Below are 25,572 nucleotides of genomic sequence, written 5' to 3'. Positions count from 1 at the left end.
CGCCGAAAGGGCAAGGAATACATATGTGTACGAGGATCAGGTCAGCTCGCGTTTTTCGACATAGATTCCATACACCGTGGTCAGGACACTGACATTCACCAGCGATATGATCAGGCCGATAATCGTTTGGCTCGCAATGCCGACAATCGGTAAAAGCTGAGACGACTGAAAGAGGATCACCCCAAAAACACCCTGGACGATCAGCATGGTAGTTGCGGTGACAATCAATGTGCCATTGGTTCCAGACGTGGCATTTTTTGCAGCCTTTAATCCGAATGGCGCACCAATCGCCGCCGCGGGTAAAACCGTACCAAGCCTTAGGAACGTGACATAGACAAGAATAACTATGATCAGCGGCAGAAACTGCGCGAGACTGCCCAGAACAGGGATTGTCGTGGAAAGTAAGCTGACGATCAGCACAACAGGCATCGAAAACCCTACCGCAGAAATCACGCAAATCACGATCAACAGAAAAGTGTATCCAACATAGTCGAAAAAACGATCGGCCTTGAACCCAGGAATCCAGCCGGTCGGATACTCTTCAAGCAGCACAAATCGATGCCAAGCGACGAAAATCCAAAGCGTGACAATGAAACTCATTACTGCTGTTCCAAACAGAAGAAATGCGTCTTCTGGCGACGTGGACAACAATGACCCAGTCTCTGTGGCGGTGCCTTGGTCAGTAAAGCTCGAAACAACTGCGCTAAAGACAGCTGCTGCTACACTGGGCACAAGACCGATTTGAAGCGCCTCACGCAGATTACGAAATACGATGCGCACCGAATGCGCGAAAATCTTCCAGCCCAGCATTTAACCCGCCCTCAGGTATTCTTTGTTCTCTATCCGTCCGTTTCACCCCAATTCCTGCCCTGCGTCAATCCACACAACTTGCCCCCGGAAACAAAACCCGTTAGGGGCCAATCGTCTTACGAATAAGGGGAAGTCAGATGTCCGCGCCCAAGAAAGTTGTTCTGGCCTATTCCGGTGGCCTTGATACCTCGATCATCCTGAAATGGCTGCAGACCGAGTATGGTTGTGAGGTCGTGACCTTCACCGCCGATCTTGGTCAGGGCGAAGAGCTTGACCCTGCCCGCAAGAAGGCCGAACTGCTGGGGATAAAGCCCGAGAACATCTATATTGAGGACATCCGCGAAGAGTTTGTCCGCGACTTCGTCTTCCCCATGTTCCGCGCCAACGCGCAGTATGAGGGTCTGTACCTGCTGGGCACATCGATCGCCCGCCCTCTGATCTCAAAGCGTCTGGTCGAGATTGCCGAAGCCACCGGCGCGGACGCCGTGGCCCATGGCGCGACAGGTAAAGGCAACGACCAGGTGCGTTTCGAACTGGCCGCTTATGCGCTGAACCCCGACATCAAGGTGATTGCGCCGTGGCGCGAATGGGATCTGACCAGCCGCACCCGTCTGCTGGAGTTTGCCGAAGCCAACCAGATCCCAATTGCAAAAGACAAACGCGGCGAAGCGCCGTTCTCGGTCGATGCCAACCTGCTGCACACCTCGTCCGAGGGTAAGGTTCTGGAAGACCCAGCCGATATGGCGCCCGATTACGTCTATCAGCGCACCGTCCACCCCGAGGATGCGCCGAACGAACCCGAATTCATTGAAATCGGTTTCGAGAAAGGCGACGCGGTCAGCATCAACGGCGAAGCAATGAGCCCCGCGACCATTCTGACCAAGCTGAACGAATACGGCGGCAAGCACGGCATTGGCCGTCTGGATCTGGTCGAAGGCCGGTTTGTGGGCATGAAGTCGCGCGGTATCTACGAGACACCTGGCGGTACAGTCCTGCTGGAAGCGCACCGTGGCATCGAATCCATCACCATGGACCGCGGCGCAATGCATCTGAAAGACCAGCTGATGCCGCAATATGCCGAAATTATCTATAACGGTTTCTGGTACTCGCCCGAGCGTGAGATGTTGCAAGCCGCCATCGATAAGTCTCAGGAGCACGTCACCGGCACCGTCCGCGTGAAACTGTACAAAGGTCTGGCCTCGACCGTGGGTCGCTGGTCTGATCATTCGTTGTATTCCGAGGCGCATGTGACCTTTGAGGAAGACGCCGGCGCCTATGATCAGAAAGACGCCGCCGGGTTCATCCAGCTGAACGCACTGCGCCTGAAGCTGCTGGCGGCACGGGACAAGCGTCTGGCCAAGTAGTCAACGCTTTAGACCAAAACACTGCCTCGGCACGCGGATACGCTGCCGGGGTTTTCTTTTTCAGTTAGGTGACATGCAAGTTCCCGTTGGGTCACTCTTGCCGCAGCCGAGATTTTGTCTTTACGCATGCGTCAACAGCGAAAGGACAAAGATCATGCTTCAGGACATCGCCAACGGCATTCAAAAGGGGCTGGATGGCAAGACCTTTGACGGGTCGTTGAAATTCGATTGTGGTGAGGATGGCGTGATCGTTTTGGCGGATAATCAGGCCTCGACACAGGATCGGGATGCAGACTGCACCATTCGCCTCTCCAAAGACAACCTCACCAAGCTGTTGACAGGCAAGCTGAACCCGATGACCGGCGTGGCGCTGGGCAAACTTAAGGTTTCGGGCAACATGGGTGTTGCGATGAAACTGGGACAGTTGCTGGGTTAAAATCCATCACCGCTGCGCTGGCGATAAACTCGTCTCACCAGCGCGTGACAAACCATTTCAGCCAATTGCAAGTCGATCGGAGTCGGGCCACGCTGATCCAGGAAGGAGACTTGCCATGACACGGACTGTGTATCACGACTGCATCAAACCCACCCTGTTGTTTGCACTGATTGTCTTTGTTGCCCTGTTGCGTGCCCAACCAGCGCCAGCTGCGGGAACAGAAACGCTGACCGTGGCGGGCGGGTGCTTTTGGTGTGTTGAATCCGATTTCGAATCCGTCCCCGGCGTAATCGGGGCGGTATCCGGTTATACGGGCGGCACAACCGCCAGCCCAACCTACGACCAAGTGACCAAAGGGGGCACGGGCCACTATGAAGCCGTCCAGATCTCGTTCGATCCGGCCCGTGTGTCACGTGAAACGCTGCTGAACATGTTCTTCCGGTCGGTCGATCCCACCGATGCAGGCGGCCAATTCTGCGATCGGGGCGACAGCTACCGCACTGCTGTTTTCGTCTCTAACACAGGCGAAAAAGCCCAGGCAGAGGCAGCAAAAGCCAATGCGCAAGCGGCTTTGAACCAGACCGTCGTGACCCCGATCCTGCAGCAATCGACCTTTTACCCGGCCGAGGCTTACCATCAGGATTACTACAAAGGTGAAAAACTGGTGTTTACCCGGTTTGGTCCAAAACGTCAGAAAAAAGCCTATAAAGCCTATCGCCAGGCTTGCGGACGGGATGCACGGGTCAAACAGCTTTGGGGAAACGCTGCGCCTTTCGCCGGGTCCTAGTCGAACTGCGCGTCGCGCACCTCTCGTAAATCCGGAATGACATCAGCGGTGCCGTGCCGCGTGACCATCAGGGCCGCAGCACGGTTCGCCTGTGCAATTGCATGTTCCATTGGCATACCCCGGTCCATGCCAGCCAGAACGTATCCCGTGAAGGTGTCGCCCGCGCCAGTCGTATCCACGGCTTGCACTTTATGTGCGGCAAATTCGAGCGGATCGCATCCCTGTTGCAGATACCGTGCGCCCTTGGAGCCCAGGGTCACAATCACATGCCGAACGGGCAGATCCTTTGCGTCCAGGCCAGTGTCCTGATGCAGCTGCTCAGCCTCAACCTCATTTAGGATTAGAAAATCCAGATAAGGCAGAACGGCCTGAACCGACTGCGCCTGAAACGGCGCTGCGGCGTAACAGACTGTCAAACCCATCTCGCGCCCCAATCGCGCCGCTTCGACCTGCGCATTGGTTTCGTTCTGCAAAACCAACAGATCGCCGGTATTGGCTGAGGCCAGCGCCTGCCCCAACTGCGCTGTGTCCAGCGCGTGATTGGCGCCCGGGAAAAGGATGATCAGGTTTTCACCATGTGCGTCTACGGCAATGATTGCGTGGCCTGTGGGAACCTCAACCTCGGCAATGTACCGTGTGTCGACGCCATATTCTGTCAGGCGATCCTTTGCCCAGCGCCCATCCGTACCCACGGCTCCGATATGGCTGACCCGGGACCCCGCCCGTGCAGCGGCGACCGACATATTGGCGCCTTTGCCCCCCAAAAACCGGTCCAGCCCACTGGCCGCCAGGGTTTCTCCGGGTGCAGGTAAGTGCGGCAAAGCATAAACCATATCCGCATTGATCGAGCCGAGGTTCCAGATCGTCATGGCTTACTCAATATCGCAGGAGGCCAGGATGGCCATGTTCAGAATGTCATTTGCCGTCGAACCGGTCGAACAAATCTGGATCTGCTTGTCGATCCCCGACAGGATCGGCCCGATGACCGTGGCCCCGCCCATTTCCTGCATCAGTTTCGTTGAAATCGATGCCGAATGCCGCGCGGGCACGATCAGGATGTTTGCAGGACCGGTCAGGCGCGAGAAAGGATAGGCTTCTTGCTGATCGACATTCAGCGCCACATCCACCGTCATCTCACCCTCATATTCAAAATCAACACCCCGGGCGTCCAGGACCGTCGGTGCAACGTGCATCTTCTCGGCCCGTTCGGAGACCGGGTAGCCAAAAGTCGAGAAGCTGACAAAGGCGACGCGCGGCTCGATCCCCATATGGCGTGCAACGGCGGCGGCGCGTTCGGCGATATTGGCCAGATCATTTTCATCCGGCCATTCGTGCACCAGCGTGTCGCCGATCAAAACGATCCGGCCCTTGTGCAGCAACGCCGTTACACCTGCGGCGCCATGGACCGCGTCTGCGTCAAACACATGATTGATTCGATCCAGAACATGTGCCGATTTGCGGGTGGCGCCGGTCACCAGCCCGTCTGCATGCCCATGGGCCAACATCAGGGACGAAAACACGTGCCGGTCACGGGCTGCCAGCCGATGGATATCTTTGTGGTCAAAGCCCTTACGCTGCAACCGTTTATATAGAAATTCCTTATACGTCTCGAGATGCGTGGTGTTTGCCGCATTCACAACTTCAAGTTCGCGCACGGCATCGCCCAGCCCCGCTGCCTGAAGCTTTTCTTTGACGTCATCGGCACGGCCCACAACCAAAGCTTTCCCGAAACCCGAGCGCTGGTACATCACCGCTGCACGCAGCACGCGGGGATCATCGCCCTCGGCAAAGACCATCCGGCTTTGTGCCGCGCGGGCACGGGCGTTCAGGCCGCGCAGGATGCTGGCGGTTGGATCCATGCGGGATTTGAGGCTCAGCTCATAGGCATCCATATCGATAATCGGACGCCGCGCGGCCCCGGTATCCATACCAGCCTTAGCCACTGCGGGTGGAATACGGTGGATCAAGCGCGGATCAAACGGCGTCGGAATGATATAGTCGCGACCAAAAGTCAGCGATTTGCCATAGGCCATAGCCACCTCATCCGGCACATCCTCGCGCGCAAGCCGCGCAAGCGCATGGGCACAGGCGATTTTCATTTCATCATTGATGGCCCGGGCATGGATATCCAACGCACCCCGGAACAGGTACGGAAAGCCCAGCACGTTGTTCACCTGGTTGGGGTAATCACTGCGGCCCGTGGCGACGATCGCATCAACGCGGACCTCGTGCGCCTCCTCTGGCGTAATTTCCGGATCAGGGTTGGCCATCGCAAAAATGACCGGGTTGTCGGCCATCGAGACAACCATATCCTGCGTTACGGCCCCCTTGACCGACACGCCTAGGAACACATCCGCGTCCTTCATTGCCTCTTCCAGGGTGCGCAATTCAGTGGAGATAGCGTGGGCCGATTTCCACTGGTTCATTCCCTCGGTTCGGCCCTGATAGATCACACCCTTGGTGTCACAAACGATGCAGTTTTCATGCCGCGCGCCCATCGCCTTGAGAAGTTCGATACACGCAATCCCAGCAGCGCCCGCACCGTTGAGAACGATTTTCACATCTTCAATCTTCTTGCCCGAGATCTGCAGCGCATTCAGCAATCCGGCCGCACAGATCACCGCCGTACCGTGCTGATCATCGTGGAAGACGGGAATATCCATCTCTTCCTTCAGGCGCTGTTCGATAATGAAGCACTCAGGCGCCTTGATGTCTTCGAGGTTGATACCGCCGAACGTGGGTCCCATCAGCCGCACGGCGCGGCAAAACTCATCCGGGTCTTCGGTGTCGAGCTCGATATCGATCGAGTTCACATCAGCGAACCGCTTGAACAGAACCGATTTACCTTCCATCACCGGTTTCGAGCCCAGCGCCCCTAGGTTGCCAAGGCCCAGAACCGCCGTCCCGTTTGAGATCACGGCGACCAGATTGCCTTTGTTGGTGTAGTCATACGCCGTTTCGGGGTTTTCCGCGATTGCTTCACATGGAACAGCGACACCGGGGCTGTAGGCCAGCGACAGATCCCGCTGCGTGGTCATCGGAACGGTGGCCTGCACCTCCCACTTGCCGGGGGTTGGGTCCAGGTGAAAGGCCAGCGCCTCTTCTTTGGTTATCTTCGCTTTGGGCATTTGACAGGTCGTTTCCATGACTTCGGGGCTGATGCGTCATAGCGCAGGCCGGTGCGCGCCTCAACGACAATACGTTTTCACCTTTCACAGCGGATAGTGGGTTTGTAAGGTCGCGACCGGAATACGCCTGAAGGGATAAGCCTTGTCCACAGTCACGCCGATGATGGCGCAATATCTCGCGATCAAAGAAGCCCATGCAGACGCCCTGCTGTTCTACCGTATGGGCGATTTCTACGAGATGTTTTTTGAAGACGCGGTCAACGCCGCCGAGGCGCTCGACATCGCCCTCACCAAGCGCGGCAAGCACAATGGTGACGACATTCCGATGTGCGGCGTGCCGGTTCATGCCGCCGAAGGCTATTTGCTGACGCTGATCCGCAAAGGGTTTCGTGTGGCTGTTTGTGAGCAGATGGAAAGCCCCGCTGAAGCAAAAAAAAGAGGCTCTAAATCGGTCGTAAAGCGGGATGTTGTGCGTTTGGTCACCCCTGGCACACTGACCGAAGACGCTCTGCTAGAGGCGCGGCGGCATAACTTTCTGGCCGCGTATTCCGAAGTTCGGGAGGACGCCGCGCTGGCCTGGGCCGATATCTCAACCGGAGCGTTTCACGTGATGTCATTGACCTCGGTTCGGCTAAGCCCTGAGTTGGCACGGTTGGCGCCATCCGAGTTGATTGTGGCCGATGGGTCCGAGCAAACCTTGCAGGAACCAGTTCGCGATCTCGGCATTTCGCTGACTCCAGTGGGACGCGCCAGCTTCGACAGCACGGCGGCAGAAAAACGCATTTGCGGGCTGTTTCACGTGGGCGCTCTGGACGCATTCGGGAATTTCAGTCGCGCCGAAGTATCCGCAATGGGCGCGCTGATCGACTATCTCGAGATTACGCAGAAAGGCAAACTGCCCCTGCTGCAAACGCCACTGAAAGAATCCGAGGACCGCGTTGTCCAGATCGATGCCGCCACACGGCGCAATCTGGAACTGACCCGGTCGCTATCAGGCGGTCGCGCTGGGTCGCTGCTGTCTGTGGTGGATCGCACTGTCACACCGGGCGGCGCACGCTTGCTGGAGCAGCGCTTATCCAGCCCATCGCGCAGTCTGGATATCATCAACGGGCGACTGGACGCGGTTGCATTTGCCGCCGAAGACAGCCTGATTTCGTCGGACCTGCGCGAAGCCTTGCGCAGAACCCCTGACTTAGACCGCGCCCTGTCCCGCCTTTCGCTGGACCGCGGCGGCCCGCGTGATCTGGCCGCCATTCGCAATGGCCTGACGCAGGCTTCTGCCATTGCGGCGCTTTGCTCTGATCACGATCTGCCGGTCTTGCTCGCGACCGCCGTGCAAAAGCTAGTTGGATTCGATGATCTTCTGGCTCTGCTGGACGAAGCGCTCGTGGCCGAACCCCCTTTGCTGACCCGCGATGGCGGTTTCATTGCCCCCGGCCTTGACGCCGAACTGGACGAGGCCCGCACATTGCGCGACGAGGGCCGTTCGGTCATCGCTGGCTTCCAACAGAAATACGCAGCAGACACCGGCATCACTTCGCTGAAAATCAAGCACAACAATGTGCTGGGCTATTTTATCGAAACCACGGCAACGCATGCGCAAAAAATGCTGAACCTACCGTTCAGTGAAACCTATATCCACCGCCAAACAACCGCCAATCAAGTGCGGTTCACAACGGTAGAACTGTCTGAGATCGAAACGCGTATCCTGAATGCAGGAAATCTGGCGTTAGAAATCGAAAAACGGCTCTACCAAAGGCTTTCTGGCGAGATTTTAGCCAGAGCAGCACATCTGAACCAAGCCGCCCGCGGGTTAGCTGAGCTGGACCTGACCGCTGCACTGGCCGATCTGGCGCGGGGTGAAAACTGGTGCCGTCCGCATGTCGACGCTTCGCGTGCATTTGACGTACGGGGTGGGCGCCATCCGGTCGTCGAACACGCGCTGCGCCAGCAAAGCGGTGATGCCTTCGTCGCCAACGACTGTGATCTAAGTACGGACGCAGGATCTGCCGTCTGGCTTCTAACCGGGCCGAACATGGCCGGTAAATCAACCTTCCTGCGCCAAAATGCACTGATCGCACTGCTCGCCCAAATGGGCAGCTACGTTCCTGCAGAGCAGGCGCATATCGGTGTTGTCAGCCAGTTATTCAGCCGTGTCGGCGCATCGGATGACCTGGCACGGGGACGCTCAACCTTCATGGTTGAAATGGTCGAGACAGCCGCGATCCTAAATCAGGCTGATAAGCACGCTTTGGTCATATTGGATGAAATCGGTCGCGGAACGGCCACTTATGACGGCCTGTCAATCGCCTGGGCCACGCTGGAACATCTACACGCGGCAAACCAATGCCGTGCCCTATTTGCCACCCACTACCACGAACTGACAGCGCTAGCCGGAAAGCTGGAGGGCGTCGAAAACGCCACCGTTACCGTTAAGGAGTGGGAAGGCGAGGTCATCTTCCTACATGAAGTCCACAAAGGGGCCGCTGATCGGTCCTATGGGGTTCAGGTGGCCCAATTGGCTGGCCTTCCTGCTTCCGTGGTCGACCGCGCCCGCATTGTTCTCGACCAGTTGGAAAAAACCGAACGAGAGGGCGGCAAGCAAAAGGCATTGATCGATGACCTGCCCCTGTTTTCGGCCGCAGCGCCTCCACCGCCCCCGACACCTAAATCGTCACCCGTCACGGATATGCTGGATGACATTTTACCGGATGAGCTGTCCCCACGCGAAGCGCTCGACCTGATCTACAAATTGAAAGAGGCGGCCAAACCCTGACCGCCCCTTCATCTTTTCAAAAATACTCTCGCCGAAGGCTTGGCTTCAAGAAGCCAATCAGCTTGCAGGCATGGATGACACGCCAACCTGCGCCGGGCGCAGCAGACGGTCGTACAACATGAAGCCTTCGGCCGACACTTGAATAATGTCTCCGGCACGGGTACCGGGCAAAGGCGCTTCGAACATCGCTTCGTGCATATTTGGATCAAACCGATCGCCGACCTGGGGTGTGATCACTTCGATCCCATGTTTTTGGAACACGTCCTTAAGGGCGCGCATGGTCAGTTCAACGCCTTCCAGCAGGGCGCCAGCGACTTCTTTCTGCTCGTCGGTCGCGGCTTCCAGGGCGCGTTTCATGTTGTCGTAAACCGGCAACATGTCGCGCGCCAGTTTCGATCCGCCATATTGCTCAGCATCCCGACGCGCCTTGTCGCCCCGCTTTCGGGCGTTTTCAGCGTCCGCCAGCGCGCGCATGAATCTGTCTTTATATTCATCGCGCTCGGCGCGCAGCTCATCAAGCTCCAGCGCGTCATCGCTGATTTCTGCAAATTCATCCGCCAGCTCTTCCGCCTCGGCGGTTGCGATGTCGTCCAGAAAATCTTCGTTCTTGGGCTCTGCCATTTCTTAACCTCTAGCTCCGGTCGGATATCAGCTTGCCAACCAGTTGCGCCGTATAATCCACGATCGGCACGATCCGTCCGTAATTCAGACGTGTGGGCCCGATGACCCCGACCGCACCGATTATCTTACGATCAGCGTTCATATATGGAGACACCACCAAAGAGGAACCCGAAAGTGAGAAAAGTTTGTTCTCAGACCCAATAAAAATGCGCACACCTTCACCTTCTTCGGTCAATTCAAGGAATTCGGCAATGTCACGCTTGCGTTCTAGGTCGTCAAACAACGTACGAATACGGTCCAACTCCTCTGCTTCACCCGGATCACCCAGCAGATTCGCCCGCCCCCGGACGATCAGGCGAGCGGAATCTGATCCATCTCCGTCCCAGGCCGCCATTCCGCTATCAACCATTTCGCGGGCCAGGACATCGATCTCTTGGCGGCGGGCTGTTATCTGGGTTTGCATCTGACGACGTACTTCGCTGAGGGTCCGACCCTCGATCAGCGCGTTCAGGAAATTCGCCGCCTCGCGCATGGAACTTGGCGTTTGGCCGGGTGGCGGGGTGAACAGGCGGTTTTCCACGTGCCCGTCAGCAAAAACCAAAACCACCAAAGCGCGATCATGAGCAAGTGCAACAAACTCGATATGCTTAATCTCGGATTCTTGCTTGGGCGTGAGAACAAGGGACGCCCCATGTGTCACGTGTGACAGGGCCGATCCAACCCGATCCAGCATTCCGCCAACATCACCGGCATTGCCGCCAAGCGTGTCGTCCAGCTTTTGACGATCGTCCGCGCCCAGATCTCCGACTTCCAGCAACCCATCCACGAACATCCGCAGTCCCTGCTGGGTTGGTATTCGGCCGGCGCTGATATGAGGGCTGTCGAGCAGCCCCAGAAACTCCAGATCTTGCATGACATTGCGCACGGTCGCGGCGCTGACCTTTTCCGACAGGGTGCGCGTCAAGGTGCGGCTGCCGACCGGTTCGCCGCTGTCCAGATAGCTTTCGACGATCAGCCGGAACACCTCGCGGGACCGGTCATTCATCTCGTCCAGAATTTTGCTCGCTTCGCTCATCGGCAATCCCTTGCTGGATTGTCATTAAATAGCAGGCATACGAAAGGTCAATCGGGGTTGCATCGTAACGCTACGGGGCGTTATCCCCAACCCAGCAAACAAAGGATTTCCAATGCGACCCTCAGGACGTGATCTAAACGAAATGCGCGCGGTTTCAATTGAGACCGGTTTCACCAAACATGCCGAAGGTTCCTGCCTGATCAAAATGGGTGACACTCATGTGCTGTGCACCGCCACAATCGAGGATCGCGTACCACCGTTCATCAAGGGGTCAGGGCTAGGTTGGGTCACTGCCGAATACGGCATGCTGCCCCGCGCAACCAACACGCGAATGCGGCGCGAAGCAGCCAGTGGCAAGCAAGGTGGTCGCACTGTGGAAATCCAACGACTGATCGGCCGGTCCTTGCGCGCGGGCGTGGACCGGGTTGCGCTGGGTGAGCGTCAGATCACCGTGGATTGCGATGTGATCCAGGCCGACGGCGGCACCCGTTGTGCCTCGATCACCGGCGGCTGGGTCGCGCTGCGTCTGGCGGTGAACAAATTGATGAAAACAGGTGATGTGATTTCGGACCCGCTGGTCGATCCGGTGGCTGCCGTGTCCTGCGGTATCTATGCCGGTCAGCCAGTGCTCGACTTGGACTATCCCGAAGACAGTGAAGCGGGTGTTGATGGTAACTTCATCATGACCGGCACAAAAAAGCTGATCGAAGTGCAGATGAGCGCCGAAGGCTCGGTCTTTAGCCGTGATCAGATGAATCAACTGATGGATCTGGCTGAAAAAGGCGTCGGCGAATTGGTTGCCGCGCAAAAGGCCGCCGCCGCATGACCCGCAAGTTCGACGGGGACAGGCTGTTGGTGGCCACGCATAACAACGGCAAGCTTGAGGAAGTGGCGCATCTGCTTGAGCCTTTTGGCGTAAGTGTTGTTGGTGCTGGTGATATGAACTTGCCCGAGCCGGAGGAAACCGAGGATACTTTCGTCGGCAATGCCCGGATCAAGGCACATGCCGCTGCGAAGGCCACCGGCCTGCCTGCCCTGTCGGACGATTCCGGGATCACCATCGATGCGCTGAACGGCGCGCCGGGCGTTTACACCGCTGACTGGGCCGAAACCGGCAATGGCCGGGATTTCCTGATGGCGATGACCCGTGCCCACAACGAACTTGAAGCCAGGAACGCAGCGCATCCGCGTACCGCACAGTTCCGTAGCACATTGGTTTTAGCATGGCCCGACGGCCATGACGAAGTGTTCGAGGGCATCGCCCCCGGCCACCTCGTCTGGCCTATTCGCGGTAAAGATGGGTTTGGCTATGACCCAATGTTTGTCCCCGACGGTCACGACATTACCTTTGCCGAGATGGATCGCTGGGAAAAGAACAAGATCAGCCATCGCGGTCGCGCAATGGAGATGTTCGTGAAAGGCTGTTTTGGCAGATGATTGGCGCAACGGGGGCTTTGGCCTGTACGTGCACTGGCCCTTTTGCGAGGCCAAGTGCCCCTATTGCGACTTCAACAGCCATGTATCACGTAATATTAATCAAAAACAATGGCTTACATCCTATCTGAGTGAGCTAAAGAGATCTGCAGCGGAAACGCCGGACCGGGTATTGAACACAATCTTCTTTGGCGGAGGTACGCCGTCGTTGATGGCACCGGAAACCGTGGCTGCGGTAATTGATGAAGCCCGCGCACTCTGGCGCCCCTCCAATAACATGGAAATCACTCTCGAGGCCAACCCCGGGTCCGTCGAAGCCAGCCGGTTTGCCGCCTATCGCGACGCCGGTGTCAATCGGATTTCGATGGGCGTTCAGGCGTTGAACGACGATGATCTGCGTCGGTTGGGGCGCATTCATACAGTGGCCGAAGCACGATCGGCCTTTGACATTGCCCGCAACTGCTTTGATCGCGTCAGCTTTGACCTGATCTACGCACGACAGCACCAAACACTGGATGCCTGGTGCTCTGAGTTGACAGAAGCTCTGTCCATGGCGGTGGATCACCTGTCGCTGTATCAGCTGACGATTGAGGATGGGACAGCCTTTGGAGACCGCTACGCCGTTGGCAAACTGCGCGGCCTGCCAGAAGACGACAGTGCAGCTGACATGTATCTAGCCACACAAGATATTTGCGAAGCCCATGGGTTACCGGCTTACGAAGTCTCCAATCATGCGCGCCCCGGGGCCGAGTCGCAGCACAATCTGATCTATTGGCGCTATGGCGATTACGTCGGCATTGGGCCGGGTGCACACGGCCGGATCACGTTAGATGATCGCAAATTTGCAACCGAGACCTACCTGTCTCCGAATGGGTGGCTGACTGCCGCTGCTTCAGGGTCGGGTGAAAAGGAACGCAGCGTACTTTCTTCTCAGGACCAGGCCAATGAATACCTTATGATGTGTATGAGGTTATCCGAAGGTCTATATATAGATAGATTCGAGCAGCTATCAGGAGATTCTTTATCTGCTTCAAAAATTGATGAGCTTTCTGAAATGGGCATGATCACGCATCAAGACGGCAGGCTTATTGCAACCAAGAACGGGCGCGCTCTTCTGAACGCTGTCATCCGAGAGCTATTAGGGTAGCGCATGCATTATCTTTGGGCCGCGCTGGGATTGCTGTGTGTCGCACTGGCCGTGATCGGAATCGTGCTACCACTGTTGCCAACGGTCCCTTTTCTTTTACTGGCCGCGTTCTTTTTCGCCCGCTCTTCGTCCAGGCTGCACAATTGGCTGCTCAGCCACCGGGTATTTGGCCCAATGATCCAGGATTGGCAAAACTCGGGCGCAATTCGACCCGGTGCAAAAAAAGCGGCAACTGTTTCCGTTGCCGCCGTGTTTGGATTATCCGTCGTGATGTCGGCGCCAAATCACGTACTGATCATTCAGGCCATCGTCTTGTCGGGCGTTATGGTCTTTATCTGGACCCGCCCTAACGGCTGAGCTTGGCGCAAAGATCGTCAAGCTGGTCCAGGTTTTCATAGGTCAGCACCACCTGCCCCGTTTCCGTACCGGGCTTGTGATTGATTGTCACTTTCATCGCCAGGATGGCTGACAAATCCTTTTCCAAGGCGCGCGTATCCGCATCTTTCCCCGAATCCAGGTTTCTGGGCCGAGGTGTTGGGCCCTTTACTTCGCCTTGCTGCTGTTTTTTAACCAGGCTTTCCGTCGCACGCACCGACAAACCATCGCGAACGATGATCTTGGCCAGCTCTGACGGATTCTCTGCGGTGATCAAAGCCCTTGCATGCCCGGCAGATAATTTCCCTTGGATCACGAACGACTGCACATCCATTGGCAGCGAAAGCAGGCGCAGAAGGTTGGCGATATGGCTTCGGCTTTTTCCCAGCGCTTCGGCAAGCTTTTCTTGAGTGTGGCCAAAGCGGTCCATAAGCTGTTTGTAGCCTGCCGCTTCTTCCACCGCGTTCAGATCTGCCCGCTGAATGTTTTCGATAATCGCGACTTCCAGAACCTCGGTGTCGTCAAATTCACGAACAATTACAGGGATTTCATGCAGTTGTGCCATTTGCGCAGCGCGCCAGCGCCGTTCGCCCGCTACGATCTCGTACGCGCCACCACCCACTGAACGGACGATCAAAGGCTGAATGATGCCTTTTTCCTTCACCGATGCAGCCAGTTCATCTAGCTGCTCGGGCATAAAGGTCCGGCGTGGCTGGTTTGGGTTGGCGCGCAGCTTTTCAATCGGAACATTCAGGTCAGGGCGCCGCGACGTCGTCGGCAAGCGCCCCTCGGAATCCTGCGTGACATCGGCCATTAGGGCAGACAACCCGCGCCCCAAGCCCCTTGGTTTTGTCTTTTTGGCGCTCACGTCGCCCTCCTCACTACCGCTCAGGCGGCGGCTTTATTGTTCTTGTGCATGACCTCGCGTGCCAGATGCCGATAAGCCATCGCTCCAAGCGAGCCCGAGTCATATTGCAAAACTGGCAGCGCATAAGACGGCGCTTCGCTGACCCGCACATTTCTGGGTATCTTGGTCTTAAAGACCATCTCTCCCAGATTGTCACGTGCATCCTTTTCGACCTGGCGGGACAAGTTGTTGCGGTTGTCATACATGGTCAACACAACACCTTCGATTCTCAGGTCCGGATTTGCGGTCTGCCGCACCTCTCGAATCGTGAGCATGAGTTGCGAAAGCCCTTCCAAAGCAAAGAATTCACTTTGCAGCGGAACCAGTATGGAATGGGCCGCGACCATTGCGTTCACGGTCAACAGGTTCAGCGATGGCGGGCAATCAATCAGGACAAAATCCAGCTCAAATGGATCGATTGCGGTTTGGCGCAATGCATCATGCAAAAGATAGCTGCGTTTTTCATTCGAAATGAGCTCAATATCAGCCGAGCTCAGATCCACAGTCGCCGGAACAACATATAAGCCGCCGATTTCCGTTTCCTGTACAACCGCCTCAAGCGGCGCGTCATCAAGGATCAGATCATAAGTGGTCCAATCCCGATCCTCTACACCCAAGCCGGTTGATGCGTTTCCCTGTGGATCAAGATCAACCACCAAAACCCTGCAGCCAGCTTCAGCCAAACCGGCTGCCAGATTGATCGCCGTCGTCGTTTTTCCAACCCCGCCCTTCTGATTGGCTACCGCAATAATACGAGGCCCTGAAGGACGAGACAGATCAACCACGTGATACTCCTTTGATCTTAAGGATAACGGCCTGGGGTTCAGTTAAACTTGTAATCGGCTCCGCGTCGAAATTCCATTCCTCGCGCGCTTCACCTAGCTCTTTTTTCCAGTTTGCGCCTTTCGGCAACAAAGCTGTCCCATTTTTACTTAAATGCCTGTCACAAAAAGACAATAACGTGCGCAGATCTGCCAAAGCCCGGGCTGATATGATATCTGCGTCCAGCCCATCAACGGCCTCGATTCGCTTGGAGATGACTTTGCAATCAAGGCCACATTCCCGCGCAACACTGCGTAGGAACGCGGATTTTCTTTGATCGCTTTCTACAAGCGAAAAACGGGCTTGCGGCGATTCATCAGCTGCCATTATGGCGCAAACCATACCCGGGAAACCGCCGCCACTGCCAAGGTCCACCCAACTTCGAAATTCATCAGCACATCTGTAAACCTGAACGGAATCAAGGATGTGACGCTCCCAGATATCAGACAAGCTGTTTCGAGAGACCAAATTGATCTTCGGATTCCAGCGATTTATCAAATCGACATATGTTATAAGCCGGGAAAATGTTTCACGTGAAACATTCAAATCCTCAAAAAGAGAATGCTCAGGTGTCATGCGCGCCTGGCTTCTTTGCGAAGCTTGGCAAGAACCAGCGTCAGGGCGGCTGGCGTAACCCCCTCCACCCGACTGGCCTGCGCGATGTTCTCTGGCTTGGCCTGAGAAAGCTTTTGCTTCATCTCGGATGACAATCCATCCAGCGCGAAATAGTCAAATGCTCGCGGGATTACATAAGCTTCGTCGCGTTTCATTGCGTCGACATCCCTTTGTTGTCGGGCAATATAATTCGCATACAATGCATCACGCTCGACTTGCAGGCGGATTCCTGGTTCAACATCGTGAAGATCAGGAATCAAAGGCAGCAACCCATCAAAAGAAACATCCGGGAATGCCAGGATCGCCATACCGTCGCGACGATTCCCATCCTGATTGATATTAATACCTGCGGACCGCACCTCTTTTGGTGTGTAAGTTCGGTCGGTCAGTCTTGATTTTACTGCATCAAGTTGGTGCATTTTCTTTTCAAAATGAGATCGTCGGGTCGCGCCTACGCACCCCAGATTCAGGCCAAGTGGTGTTAGGCGTTGATCGGCATTGTCCGCGCGCAACGACAGGCGGAACTCGGCCCGAGAGGTGAACATGCGGTAAGGTTCAGCAACACCACGTGTCGTCAGATCATCGATCATAACGCCAATATAGCTGTCCGCCCGGGTGAAGTGAGCAGGCTCGCGGACACGGACTTCGAGCGCCGCATTCAGGCCAGCTACCATACCTTGGGCCGCCGCCTCCTCATATCCTGTTGTTCCGTTGATTTGACCCGCAAGATATAGTCCCGGGATCTCTGGCAGCGACAAGGACGCGGTCAGCACGCGCGGGTCTACATAATCGTACTCAATGGCATATCCTGGTTGCAGAATATCAGCTTTTTCAAGCCCTTTGATCGAGCGCACATAATCTAGCTGAACATCCTGTGGCAAAGAGGTCGAAATACCGTTTGGGTAAATCGTATGATCGTTGACACCTTCGGGTTCGAGGAAGACTTGATGAGAGTCCTTGTCGGCAAACCGAACGATCTTGTCTTCGATCGAAGGACAATATCTTGGCCCTACGCCATCGATATGACCGCCATACATCGCAGATTTGGCCAGGTTCTTTTCGATGATTTCGTGTGTGCGTTCGTTCGTGTGTGTGATTCCGCAAGCGATTTGCGGCGCAATAACCGATGTGGAAAGGAACGAGAACAGTGTCGGTTCGTCGTCACCGTCCTGACGAGCCAGATCGGACCAGTCAATTGTTCGGCCGTCCAGACGCGGTGGAGTACCAGTTTTGAGCCGCCCCATGGGAAGTTTATAGCTGTCCAGACGCTCGGCCAGCTTGACAGAGGGGCGGTCCCCCATACGGCCACCCGGGCGAGAAATGTCGCCGATATGGATAACGCCGCGCAGAAAGGTGCCGGATGTCAGGATGACAGCACGTGCCGGAATCTCTGAGTCGTCGCCTAGCTTCACTCCTACAACGCGATCACTATCCATCAGAAAATCAACGACTTCGCCAGTGATCACCGAAAGATGTTCCTGGCCCTGCGTTTCCTTTTGCATCGCTGCCTTGTACAACGACCGGTCCGCTTGCGTGCGCGGTCCTTGAACGGCAGGTCCCTTCCGGCGATTCAATAAGCGAAATTGGATACCCGCACGATCCGCAACTCGGCCCATGACACCATCCAGTGCATCAATCTCTCGCACCAGGTGCCCTTTTCCCAGTCCGCCAATCGCCGGGTTACAGGACATAACACCGATATCTGCCGCCGACAGCGTTACCAGAGCGGTGGCCGCACCCATTCTCGCGGCCGCATGCGCAGCTTCGGTGCCCGCATGACCTGCACCAATCACGACCACATCGAAATTCGAATGTTTCACGTGAAACACTCCTCACTTACCGAGACAAAAGCTGGAGAAGATTTCATCCAACAGGGTTTCGACATCTATTCTTCCGACCAGAGATTCAAGGGCCCGGATCGCAGTTCGCAGCTCTTCCGCTGCGATATCATACAAGTCTGGGCCTGATTCCAGAACCGCCATTGCTGATCCAAGAGCATCCACAGCTTTAACAATCGCAACACGATGACGTTCGCGTGTGGCGATACCATGGCTAGTATATCTATGACCAAGTATATACGAAATCTGGGATATCAGCGTATCGATACCCTGCCCCGTCTTACCAGAGATGCCACCGTCTGACTCTGCTCGCAGGTCTGCTTTGGGCAAAACCTGGATGTCACCGTCTTGCATTGGAACACCCAGTTCCTTTGGTGATTCCGTCAAGAACACCCGAAGGTCTGCCGCCTCGGCGCGCTTTCTGGCCAGCTCGATTCCCAGGTTTTCTACATAGTCCTGGGTGTCCCGCAATCCTGCCGTGTCCAACAAAGTCACCGGCAATCCCGCCAGATCCATTCGAACTTCGATGACATCCCGGGTCGTTCCCGCGTATTCAGATGTAATCGCCGCTTCACGCCCGGCCAATGCATTCAACAATGTGGATTTTCCTGCATTCGGCAAACCAACAATGGCAACTTCAAACCCGGTTCGGATCCGTTCGGCTATCTTAACACCGGCCGCCTCGCGTTTCAGATCGGTCATGACACGCGATACAAGATCATGTACTTCGGGTGTCACATCTGCTGGAACCTCCTCATCAGCAAAGTCGATGACCGCTTCCAACAGAGAGGCTGCACGTATCAAATCGCGTCGCCATCGTTCCGCCAGCCCGCCCAGCTTACCGGCAAGAATGGTCTGGGCCTGCTTCCGCTGCGCCTCAGTTTCGGCGTCAATCAGATCCGCAAGTCCTTCGACCTGCGTCAGATCCATCTTCCCGTTTTCCAAGGCCCGACGTGTGAACTCACCGGGGTCTGCCAAGCGCAGGCCATCCGCCTCGGACAGACACCGCAGCACCGCGTTTACTGAAGCCGTACTTCCGTGGATCTGCAGTTCGGCCACATCTTCGCCGGTAAAGCTTGCGGGTGCCTGGAAGGTCAGAACCAGCCCATCATCTAAACGTGACCCAGACGGGTCACGAAGCGTACACAGTTTCATACCTCTGGCAGACAACTCTCCGCCAGTAAGGGTGGCTGCAGCATGATGCGCGCGCGGGCCAGACAAGCGAATGACAGCCACTCCGGCTTTGCCTTGCGCGCTGGCCAAGGCGAAGATCGTATCCATTCGAAGGCCTCGCGTCGGTTAAGACCTATGTCAGGTATTCATCGAATCGAAGAACTCACCGTTCGTCTTGGTCTGTTTCAACTTGGACAACAGGAACTCAATCGCGTCGGTGGTGCCCATCGGGTTCAGGATACGGCGTAGGACAAAGGTCTTGGCCAGATCGCCCTTATCGACCAGCAGGTCCTCTTTCCGGGTACCGGATTTAAGGATGTCGATCGCAGGGAACACGCGCTTGTCTGCGATCTTGCGATCCAGCACGATTTCCGAGTTACCGGTGCCTTTGAATTCTTCAAAGATCACTTCGTCCATCCGGCTACCAGTGTCGATCAGAGCGGTGGCGATGATGGTCAGCGAACCACCCTCTTCGATATTCCGTGCCGCACCAAAGAAACGCTTGGGTCGTTGCAGGGCGTTTGCATCCACACCACCGGTCAGAACTTTACCCGAAGATGGGACTACTGTGTTAAAAGCTCTACCAAGTCTTGTGATCGAATCGAGAAGAATAACAACATCTCGTTTATGTTCGACCAAACGCTTGGCTTTTTCGATCACCATCTCAGACACGGCCACGTGGCGCGTCGCCGGTTCGTCGAAGGTAGAAGAAACAACCTCACCCTTCACCGAACGCTGCATGTCGGTCACCTCTTCCGGGCGTTCGTCGATCAGCAGAACGATCAGGTAGCACTCCGGATGGTTCTGTTCGATCGAATGAGCGATATTTTGCAGGATGACCGTTTTACCGGTCCGTGGAGGTGCCACGATCAGCGACCGCTGGCCTTTCCCGATGGGTGAGACCAAGTCAATCACGCGGGCCGATTTGTCCTTGATGGTCGGATCTTCGATCTCCATCTTCAGACGCTCATCCGGATACAGCGGTGTCAGGTTGTCAAAAGCGACTTTGTGCTTGGCTTTCTCGGGCTCTTCAAAGTTGATCTTGGTAACTTTGGTTAGCGCGAAATAGCGCTCACTCTCATCAGGTGCTTTGATATCACCCTCGACCGTGTCACCGGTGCGCAGCGAGTGCAGGCGGATCATATCCGGAGAGACATAGATATCATCCGGGCCGGGCAGATAGTTCGCCTCGGGCGACCGCAGAAAGCCGAACCCATCCTGCAGAACCTCAAGCACACCGTCGCCGCCCACGACCCAGCCCTCATCCGCGCGTTCGCGGAGGATCTGGAACATCATCTCGCCTTTTCGCATGGTCGAGGCGTTTTCGATTTCCAGCTCTTCGGCCATGGCCAGAAGGTCTTTGGGGCTTTTGGCTTTCAGATCAGCCAGATTCAGGGATTCAGTAGTCATTATGATACGGACCTCGGCCGCAGGGATCGCGGCACCAGAATGGAATTTCAACTTGGAAGATACGCCGCCCGGACGGGCGTGTTGCGCCTTTCATAAGCGCCAAAGCGGTCGGAGTCAAACAGGCCTCAGAATTTCAATATCACGGCCAGAACGATCACTACCATCAAGACGGTCGGAACCTCGTTCATCATGCGGTACTGACGCCCTGTGAGCGTGTTACGCCCCTCTAAGAAGTCTTTACGCCGTGCCATCAGCCAATGATGAAACCACGTCATGCCGATCACAGCTGCGCCCTTGACCCAGGGCCAGCTATAGTCCCAGCCGACGATGCCGGGAGTAAAGACCATGATCAATCCGCACACCCAGGCCACGATACTTGCGGGTCCCATAATCACGCGCAGCAGCTTGTGCTCCATTTCGAAGAAAATCTCTTGCGCCCCATCGACGGACTGCGCTTTTTCGACGTGATAGACGAACAATCTGGGAAGATAGAACAGACCAGCCATCCACGAGATGACGGCCATGATATGAAGCGACTTCACCCATGGGTACAGCGTGAAAAGAAGATCGGTCATTTTGGTTCTCGGCTTTGTTCGGGACCTACCTAATAAAAATATAAGAAAAGAAAAAGGATGATGGTTTTGTAGGGAGGCCGGAATCAGTGGATTACTTTTTTACACCTATATTTTCCCCAGGTGGACAGAATCTTTTCCATCATAAGTGATTCTGTTAATACAAAATTTAACACAATTAAAACAAGTACTTATAACGAAAATATCATCACTCTAGTGGGGATAACTCTCTGGGTAATTCCGGAAACTTGAGTTGTTCCTTTTGTCACAGTTATTCTTGTCCCTGCTGGACTTTTTTAGGGCGACTCGGGGAAGTCTGACGCGAGACTCCCAGGGTTGCGTGTCAACCGGAAAACCATAAAAAGCACCCCAGAACTCTCAATGATTTGCGCACGGGGTTGTCCACATGTCTGTCCCCATCATCCTGGCATCAGGGTCTTCAATCCGAACGCAGCTGCTGGAAAACGCAGGGGTGCCTCATACCGTTCAGATCGCGCGCGTAGATGAGGATACCATGAAACGCGCGCTGTTGGCAGAGGATGCCCCGCCCCGCGATGTTGCGGACGCGCTGGCAGAAATGAAGGCGCGCAGGATCAGTGACAAGAACCCGGGGCCAATGGTTCTTGGGTGCGATCAGGTTCTGGATTTTGAGGGCCGATTGTTGTCAAAGCCCGATACGCGAGAAGAGGCGTTGGCGCAGCTTAAGATGATGCGGGGCAAGCGGCACATGCTGCTATCAGCTGCGGTGATCTATCAGGATGGTGAACCGGTCTGGCGGCATGTTGGCCAGGTACGTCTTCGCATGCGCGCCAGTTCCGATGCATATCTGAACGATTATGTCGCGCGGAATTGGGACAGCATCCGCCATGCTGTCGGGGCCTACAAGCTGGAGGAAGAAGGCGTGCGCCTGTTCGCCACCATTGACGGGGACTATTTTAACGTCTTGGGTATGCCTTTACTGGAGCTGCTAAATTTTCTGGCTGTCAAAGGGGTGATTGATCAATGACGGACACTCGGGTTCCGCTGGCTGGTGTGATTGGGCATCCCATTGGGCACTCGCGCTCACCCAAGCTGCATGGTCATTGGCTGAAAACCTATGGTTTGCCGGGGCATTATGTTCCAATGGACGTGGTTCCGGTAGATCTCGAGACCGTTTTGCGAACATTGCCAAAGGCGGGCTTTGTCGGCGCAAACGTTACGGTTCCACATAAAGAGGCTGCGTTGCGGCTGGCCGATCACGCGTCGGACAGGGCGACGGTCATCGGCGCTGCGAACACGCTGGTGTTTCGTGACGACGGGTCAATTCATGCCGACAACACGGATGGATACGGATTCATGGAAAACCTGTGCAGCGGTGCGCCCGACTGGAGCGCCTCGGACGGCCCGGCCGTTGTGTTTGGCGCCGGAGGCGCGGCGCGTGCTGTCTTGCAGGCCCTTGCGGATGCCGGAGTTCCGGAAATACTGCTGACCAATCGAACTCGGGCCCGAGCGGATCATTTGAAAGAGGAGTTCGGCCAGCGCATTAGAGTGGTCGATTGGGTTCAGGCAGGTAATGTGATTGAAAACGCAGAGCTGGTGGTCAACACAACATCTTTGGGCATGCAGGGCCAGCCGGAATTGCGGGTGCCGTTGGATGGATTGCAGCCCGGTGCTGTGGTCACCGATTTGGTCTACACCCCTTTGAAAACGCGTCTTTTGCAAACAGCTGACGATGCTGGATGCACCACGGTCGACGGATTGGGAATGCTGTTGCACCAAGCCGTACCTGGATTCGAGCGCTGGTTTGGAATTCGCCCTGACGTAGACGCAGACACCCGCGCTGCTGCTTTAGCATGAGCTTCGCCTTGGGTCTGACTGGGTCCATTGGAATGGGCAAAAGCACCACAGCACAAATGTTTGTCGACGAAGGATGTGCGCTTTGGGATGCGGATGATGCCGTTCACCGGCTGTATTCAAAAGGTGGCGCAGCGGTTGAGCCCATGAGAACCGCCTTTCCGTCTGCGGTCGCGGATGGTGCCGTGAACCGGGACGCGCTAAAGCAGATTATTTCAGGTGATCCGACAGCCTTGAAAACCATTGAAACGATTGTGCATCCACTGGTTGCTGCAGATCGGGCCGCATTTCGCGACAGCACGACCGCAGATATTCTGGTGTTTGACATCCCACTGTTGTTTGAAACTGGGGGTGACGCGGCAATGGACGCCGTGGCTTGCGTGTCGATCCCAGCCGAGGAGCAGACGCGCCGTGTGATGGAGCGTGGAACGATGACCGAGGCACAGTTTGAACAGATCCGAGCCAAACAGATGCCAAATGACGAAAAATCTGCGCGGTCGGATTATGTGATTGTCACCGACACGCTGGACCATGCCCGCGCACAGGTGCAGGATGTGGTCAGGCAGATACGGGCGGGATTGGCAGATGCGTGAGATTGTACTCGATACCGAAACCACGGGATTTGACCCCGAAAGCGGTGATCGGATTGTAGAGATCGGCGCGGTTGAGCTGTGGAACCACGTGGCCACCGGCGAAACTTATCATGTCTATATCAACCCGGAACGATCCATGCCCGAGGAGGCGTTTGGTGTTCACGGCATTGGACCCGACCTTCTGGAGCCACCGCGCCCGATTGAAAAAGGTCAGGTGACCCTGAAAGACAAGCCAGTCTTCGCCAAAGTGGGTCAGGGATTCCGCGATTTTGTTGGCGACGCGAAACTGGTGATCCACAATGCGTCGTTCGATATGAAGTTCCTGAACGCCGAACTTGGCTGGATGGGCCTGCCGCCGCTGCCGATGGATCAGGCGCTCGACACGCTGGCGATTGCGCGCAAACGCTTTCCGGGCTCGCCCGCGTCGCTGGATGCTCTGTGCCGACGGTTCAACATCGATAACTCGAACCGGGTATTGCATGGCGCTTTGCTCGACTCTGAAATTCTGGCCGAGGTGTATCTGGAGCTGATCGGCGGGCGGCAACCCGATTTTGGCCTGTCTGCATCGGGCTCGACGGCCGCAGGTGGCGGTGATGACTGGCGACCATCCCCACGCGCAACGGCACTGCCATCCCGAATTACCGAAGATGAGCAAGCAGCGCATGAGACTTTTGTTGAGAAGCTGGGCGAAAACGCCCTTTGGACCCGCGCCTGATCCGGTCAGGCGCGGGTCAAAACCTTAAGCGTCAGCGCTTTGCGCCTGCTGCGCCTGGCGGCGCGCCAGCTCATTGCGATACAGGCTGACAAAGTCGATATTGTCCAGATTGACCGGCGGATAGCCACCGTCACGGGTAATATCGCTGACGATGCGGCGCAGGAATGGGAACAACATCCGCGGGCATTCGATCATCAGGAACGGATGCAGTTGATCCTCTGGCACACCTTCGATGTGGAACAGACCGCAGTAGTCAAGCTCGCAAAGGAACAGCACGTCTTCCAGACCTTTGGCCTTAGATTTCAGGTTCAGCTTGATCGACACTTCGTATTGATTATCGGTCGGGCGCTTCTTGGCATCAAGGTTCACCTGAACGGCGATTTCGGGCTGAACATCGCCGGACACGCCTTTTTGAGCCATCACGTTCTCAAACGACATATCCCGGATGAACTGCCCCAAAACACGCATCTGAACCTGCGGGGCGGATGGTGCCGCAGTGTTTTCTGCAGCGTTTTCTTCGGCCATGGATCTACTCCAAATGTAAAAATCGCCACTGCTTAGCAAGTTGGGCGCGACACCTCAATGCTCGGGCGGGCCTTCTACCCATTTGGACGGCTTTGAAGGGTTTTTTCTGGGCCGAACCTCGGTGAATTCTCCGTCAATCACGCCATCCCGATCAAACGGGGCCTTGGTGTTTTGAAAGCCAGGGCCTGGACCCATCTGAAACTGAGTGACTTTGACTTTGGATTTCAGATAGCGAAAAACCGCCATCCTGAAGCCCGGGATCAACAGGGCAAACCCAACTGCGTCTGTGAAAAAGCCCGGCGTCAGCAGCAATGCCCCCGACAGCAGGATCATGGCGCCGTGGGCAAGCGGCTCGGTCGGATCATCAAGTTCGGCAAATGAACGCTGCAATTGTCCCAGTGCCATGCGACCTTGTGTCCGAACCAGAACGGTGCCCAAAACCGCTGTCAGGACTACAATCGCAAGCGTAGGCCAAAGACCGATCAACCCGCCAACCTGAATGAACAGAGCGATTTCGATGATAGGCACCAACAAAAATGCCAAGAACAGGTACATTTGCGCTATCCTTTCTCATAGCTGGGGCTGTGGACTTGCCACCAACTGTCACCTACATAGT

General features: G+C 55.9%; 26 protein-coding genes. 12 read left to right on the top strand and 14 right to left on the bottom strand.

From position 1 onward, the window contains the following. Nucleotides 1-36: 36 nt before the first annotated feature. Complete coding sequence (locus tag Q1B21_RS15250) at nucleotides 37-810, bottom strand: hypothetical protein (RefSeq protein WP_299890616.1); 774 nt, start codon at nucleotides 808-810, stop codon at nucleotides 37-39. 137 nt (nucleotides 811-947) lie between these two features. Here Q1B21_RS15250 and Q1B21_RS15245 point away from each other — a divergent pair, with 137 nt between their 5' ends. The 3 genes from Q1B21_RS15245 to msrA all read left to right on the top strand — a co-directional run bounded on the left by Q1B21_RS15245 (nucleotide 948) and on the right by msrA (nucleotide 3,397). Beyond that, complete coding sequence (locus Q1B21_RS15245; protein WP_299081157.1) at nucleotides 948-2,174, top strand: argininosuccinate synthase; 1,227 nt, start codon at nucleotides 948-950, stop codon at nucleotides 2,172-2,174. Nucleotides 2,175-2,328: 154 nt separating this feature from the next. After that, nucleotides 2,329-2,610 (top strand): SCP2 sterol-binding domain-containing protein, encoded by a 282-nt coding sequence (locus tag Q1B21_RS15240; protein WP_299890613.1) that lies wholly within the window; start codon nucleotides 2,329-2,331, stop codon nucleotides 2,608-2,610. A gap of 115 nt (nucleotides 2,611-2,725) precedes the next feature. Further along, on the top strand, nucleotides 2,726-3,397 hold the full coding sequence (msrA, locus tag Q1B21_RS15235) for a peptide-methionine (S)-S-oxide reductase MsrA (RefSeq protein WP_299890611.1): 672 nt from the start codon (nucleotides 2,726-2,728) through the stop codon (nucleotides 3,395-3,397). Here the strand turns inward: msrA and Q1B21_RS15230 are convergent. Beyond that, complete coding sequence (locus tag Q1B21_RS15230; protein WP_299890609.1) at nucleotides 3,394-4,266, bottom strand: ribokinase; 873 nt, start codon at nucleotides 4,264-4,266, stop codon at nucleotides 3,394-3,396. The genes msrA and Q1B21_RS15230 overlap by 4 nt on opposite strands. 3 nt (nucleotides 4,267-4,269) lie before the next feature. After that, nucleotides 4,270-6,525 (bottom strand): NADP-dependent malic enzyme, encoded by a 2,256-nt coding sequence (locus Q1B21_RS15225; protein ID WP_299081167.1) that lies wholly within the window; start codon nucleotides 6,523-6,525, stop codon nucleotides 4,270-4,272. A gap of 160 nt (nucleotides 6,526-6,685) precedes the next feature. On the opposite strand from Q1B21_RS15225, the gene mutS reads away from it, so the two are divergent. After that, the gene (gene mutS, locus Q1B21_RS15220; protein ID WP_299890702.1) at nucleotides 6,686-9,301 is read left to right on the top strand and encodes a DNA mismatch repair protein MutS; all 2,616 of its coding nucleotides are present in this window, start codon (nucleotides 6,686-6,688) and stop codon (nucleotides 9,299-9,301) included. A gap of 57 nt (nucleotides 9,302-9,358) precedes the next feature. Here mutS and Q1B21_RS15215 read toward each other — a convergent pair whose 3' ends face one another. Further along, nucleotides 9,359-9,922, bottom strand: coding sequence for a nucleotide exchange factor GrpE (locus Q1B21_RS15215; protein WP_298935886.1), 564 nt, complete (start codon nucleotides 9,920-9,922; stop codon nucleotides 9,359-9,361). 10 nt (nucleotides 9,923-9,932) lie between these two features. Continuing rightward, entirely contained in the window at nucleotides 9,933-10,997 is a 1,065-nt protein-coding gene (gene hrcA / locus Q1B21_RS15210; protein ID WP_298935884.1) for a heat-inducible transcriptional repressor HrcA, read from the bottom strand. A 112-nt stretch (nucleotides 10,998-11,109) separates the two neighbouring features. Here hrcA and rph point away from each other — a divergent pair, with 112 nt between their 5' ends. The 4 genes from rph to Q1B21_RS15190 are packed head-to-tail and all read left to right on the top strand — an operon-like array spanning nucleotide 11,110 to nucleotide 13,935. Beyond that, complete coding sequence (gene rph, locus Q1B21_RS15205) at nucleotides 11,110-11,823, top strand: ribonuclease PH (RefSeq protein WP_298935883.1); 714 nt, start codon at nucleotides 11,110-11,112, stop codon at nucleotides 11,821-11,823. Continuing rightward, nucleotides 11,820-12,434, top strand: coding sequence for an RdgB/HAM1 family non-canonical purine NTP pyrophosphatase (gene rdgB, locus Q1B21_RS15200; RefSeq protein ID WP_299890605.1), 615 nt, complete (start codon nucleotides 11,820-11,822; stop codon nucleotides 12,432-12,434). The genes rph and rdgB overlap by 4 nt, the downstream gene beginning before the upstream one ends. Next, nucleotides 12,424-13,578, top strand: coding sequence for a radical SAM family heme chaperone HemW (hemW, locus tag Q1B21_RS15195; RefSeq protein WP_299890603.1), 1,155 nt, complete (start codon nucleotides 12,424-12,426; stop codon nucleotides 13,576-13,578). The genes rdgB and hemW overlap by 11 nt, the downstream gene beginning before the upstream one ends. A gap of 3 nt (nucleotides 13,579-13,581) precedes the next feature. Then, nucleotides 13,582-13,935 (top strand): YbaN family protein, encoded by a 354-nt coding sequence (locus tag Q1B21_RS15190; RefSeq protein WP_299081172.1) that lies wholly within the window; start codon nucleotides 13,582-13,584, stop codon nucleotides 13,933-13,935. Here the strand turns inward: Q1B21_RS15190 and Q1B21_RS15185 are convergent. The 7 genes from Q1B21_RS15185 to Q1B21_RS15155 form a co-directional block, all read right to left on the bottom strand. Further along, nucleotides 13,925-14,821, bottom strand: coding sequence for a ParB/RepB/Spo0J family partition protein (locus Q1B21_RS15185; RefSeq protein ID WP_299890601.1), 897 nt, complete (start codon nucleotides 14,819-14,821; stop codon nucleotides 13,925-13,927). The two genes, Q1B21_RS15190 and Q1B21_RS15185, sit on opposite strands and share 11 nt — an antisense overlap. Before the next feature lie 20 nt (nucleotides 14,822-14,841). Continuing rightward, entirely contained in the window at nucleotides 14,842-15,645 is an 804-nt protein-coding gene (locus Q1B21_RS15180; RefSeq protein ID WP_298935878.1) for a ParA family protein, read from the bottom strand. Continuing rightward, nucleotides 15,638-16,258, bottom strand: a complete 621-nt coding sequence (gene rsmG / locus Q1B21_RS15175) for a 16S rRNA (guanine(527)-N(7))-methyltransferase RsmG (protein ID WP_299890599.1) — start codon at nucleotides 16,256-16,258, stop codon at nucleotides 15,638-15,640. The genes Q1B21_RS15180 and rsmG overlap by 8 nt, the downstream gene beginning before the upstream one ends. Then, on the bottom strand, nucleotides 16,255-18,117 hold the full coding sequence (gene mnmG, locus Q1B21_RS15170; RefSeq protein WP_299890597.1) for a tRNA uridine-5-carboxymethylaminomethyl(34) synthesis enzyme MnmG: 1,863 nt from the start codon (nucleotides 18,115-18,117) through the stop codon (nucleotides 16,255-16,257). Before mnmG ends, rsmG begins: the two co-directional genes overlap by 4 nt. Nucleotides 18,118-18,129: 12 nt before the next feature. After that, a complete protein-coding gene (gene mnmE, locus Q1B21_RS15165) occupies nucleotides 18,130-19,416 on the bottom strand; it encodes a tRNA uridine-5-carboxymethylaminomethyl(34) synthesis GTPase MnmE (RefSeq protein ID WP_299890595.1) in 1,287 nt (428 codons plus the stop codon). Between the two features lie 30 nt (nucleotides 19,417-19,446). Continuing rightward, the gene (gene rho / locus Q1B21_RS15160; RefSeq protein WP_298935873.1) at nucleotides 19,447-20,718 is read right to left on the bottom strand and encodes a transcription termination factor Rho; all 1,272 of its coding nucleotides are present in this window, start codon (nucleotides 20,716-20,718) and stop codon (nucleotides 19,447-19,449) included. Between the two features lie 125 nt (nucleotides 20,719-20,843). Next, nucleotides 20,844-21,293: a CopD family protein gene (locus tag Q1B21_RS15155; RefSeq protein WP_299081184.1), complete on the bottom strand. Its 450-nt coding sequence runs from the start codon at nucleotides 21,291-21,293 to the stop codon at nucleotides 20,844-20,846. A gap of 403 nt (nucleotides 21,294-21,696) precedes the next feature. Here Q1B21_RS15155 and Q1B21_RS15150 point away from each other — a divergent pair, with 403 nt between their 5' ends. Genes Q1B21_RS15150 through dnaQ form a run of 4 tightly spaced genes read left to right on the top strand, consistent with a single transcriptional unit; the run spans nucleotide 21,697 to nucleotide 24,431 of the window. Continuing rightward, complete coding sequence (locus Q1B21_RS15150; RefSeq protein WP_299890592.1) at nucleotides 21,697-22,296, top strand: nucleoside triphosphate pyrophosphatase; 600 nt, start codon at nucleotides 21,697-21,699, stop codon at nucleotides 22,294-22,296. After that, nucleotides 22,293-23,126: a shikimate dehydrogenase gene (locus Q1B21_RS15145; protein ID WP_299890590.1), complete on the top strand. Its 834-nt coding sequence runs from the start codon at nucleotides 22,293-22,295 to the stop codon at nucleotides 23,124-23,126. The genes Q1B21_RS15150 and Q1B21_RS15145 overlap by 4 nt, the downstream gene beginning before the upstream one ends. Then, a complete protein-coding gene (gene coaE, locus Q1B21_RS15140; RefSeq protein WP_298935869.1) occupies nucleotides 23,123-23,716 on the top strand; it encodes a dephospho-CoA kinase in 594 nt (197 codons plus the stop codon). The genes Q1B21_RS15145 and coaE overlap by 4 nt, the downstream gene beginning before the upstream one ends. After that, nucleotides 23,709-24,431, top strand: a complete 723-nt coding sequence (gene dnaQ, locus Q1B21_RS15135) for a DNA polymerase III subunit epsilon (protein WP_298935868.1) — start codon at nucleotides 23,709-23,711, stop codon at nucleotides 24,429-24,431. Before coaE ends, dnaQ begins: the two co-directional genes overlap by 8 nt. A gap of 24 nt (nucleotides 24,432-24,455) precedes the next feature. Here dnaQ and secB read toward each other — a convergent pair whose 3' ends face one another. After that, entirely contained in the window at nucleotides 24,456-24,956 is a 501-nt protein-coding gene (secB, locus tag Q1B21_RS15130) for a protein-export chaperone SecB (RefSeq protein ID WP_298935867.1), read from the bottom strand. Between the two features lie 54 nt (nucleotides 24,957-25,010). Continuing rightward, the gene (locus Q1B21_RS15125; protein WP_299890587.1) at nucleotides 25,011-25,511 is read right to left on the bottom strand and encodes an FxsA family protein; all 501 of its coding nucleotides are present in this window, start codon (nucleotides 25,509-25,511) and stop codon (nucleotides 25,011-25,013) included. Between the last annotated feature and the right edge of the window lie 61 nt (nucleotides 25,512-25,572).

It is taken from the genome of uncultured Ruegeria sp. (assembly GCF_947504215.1).
GTDB lineage: Bacteria > Pseudomonadota > Alphaproteobacteria > Rhodobacterales > Rhodobacteraceae > Ruegeria.
This window is presented reverse-complemented; position numbering and strand designations above follow the sequence as displayed.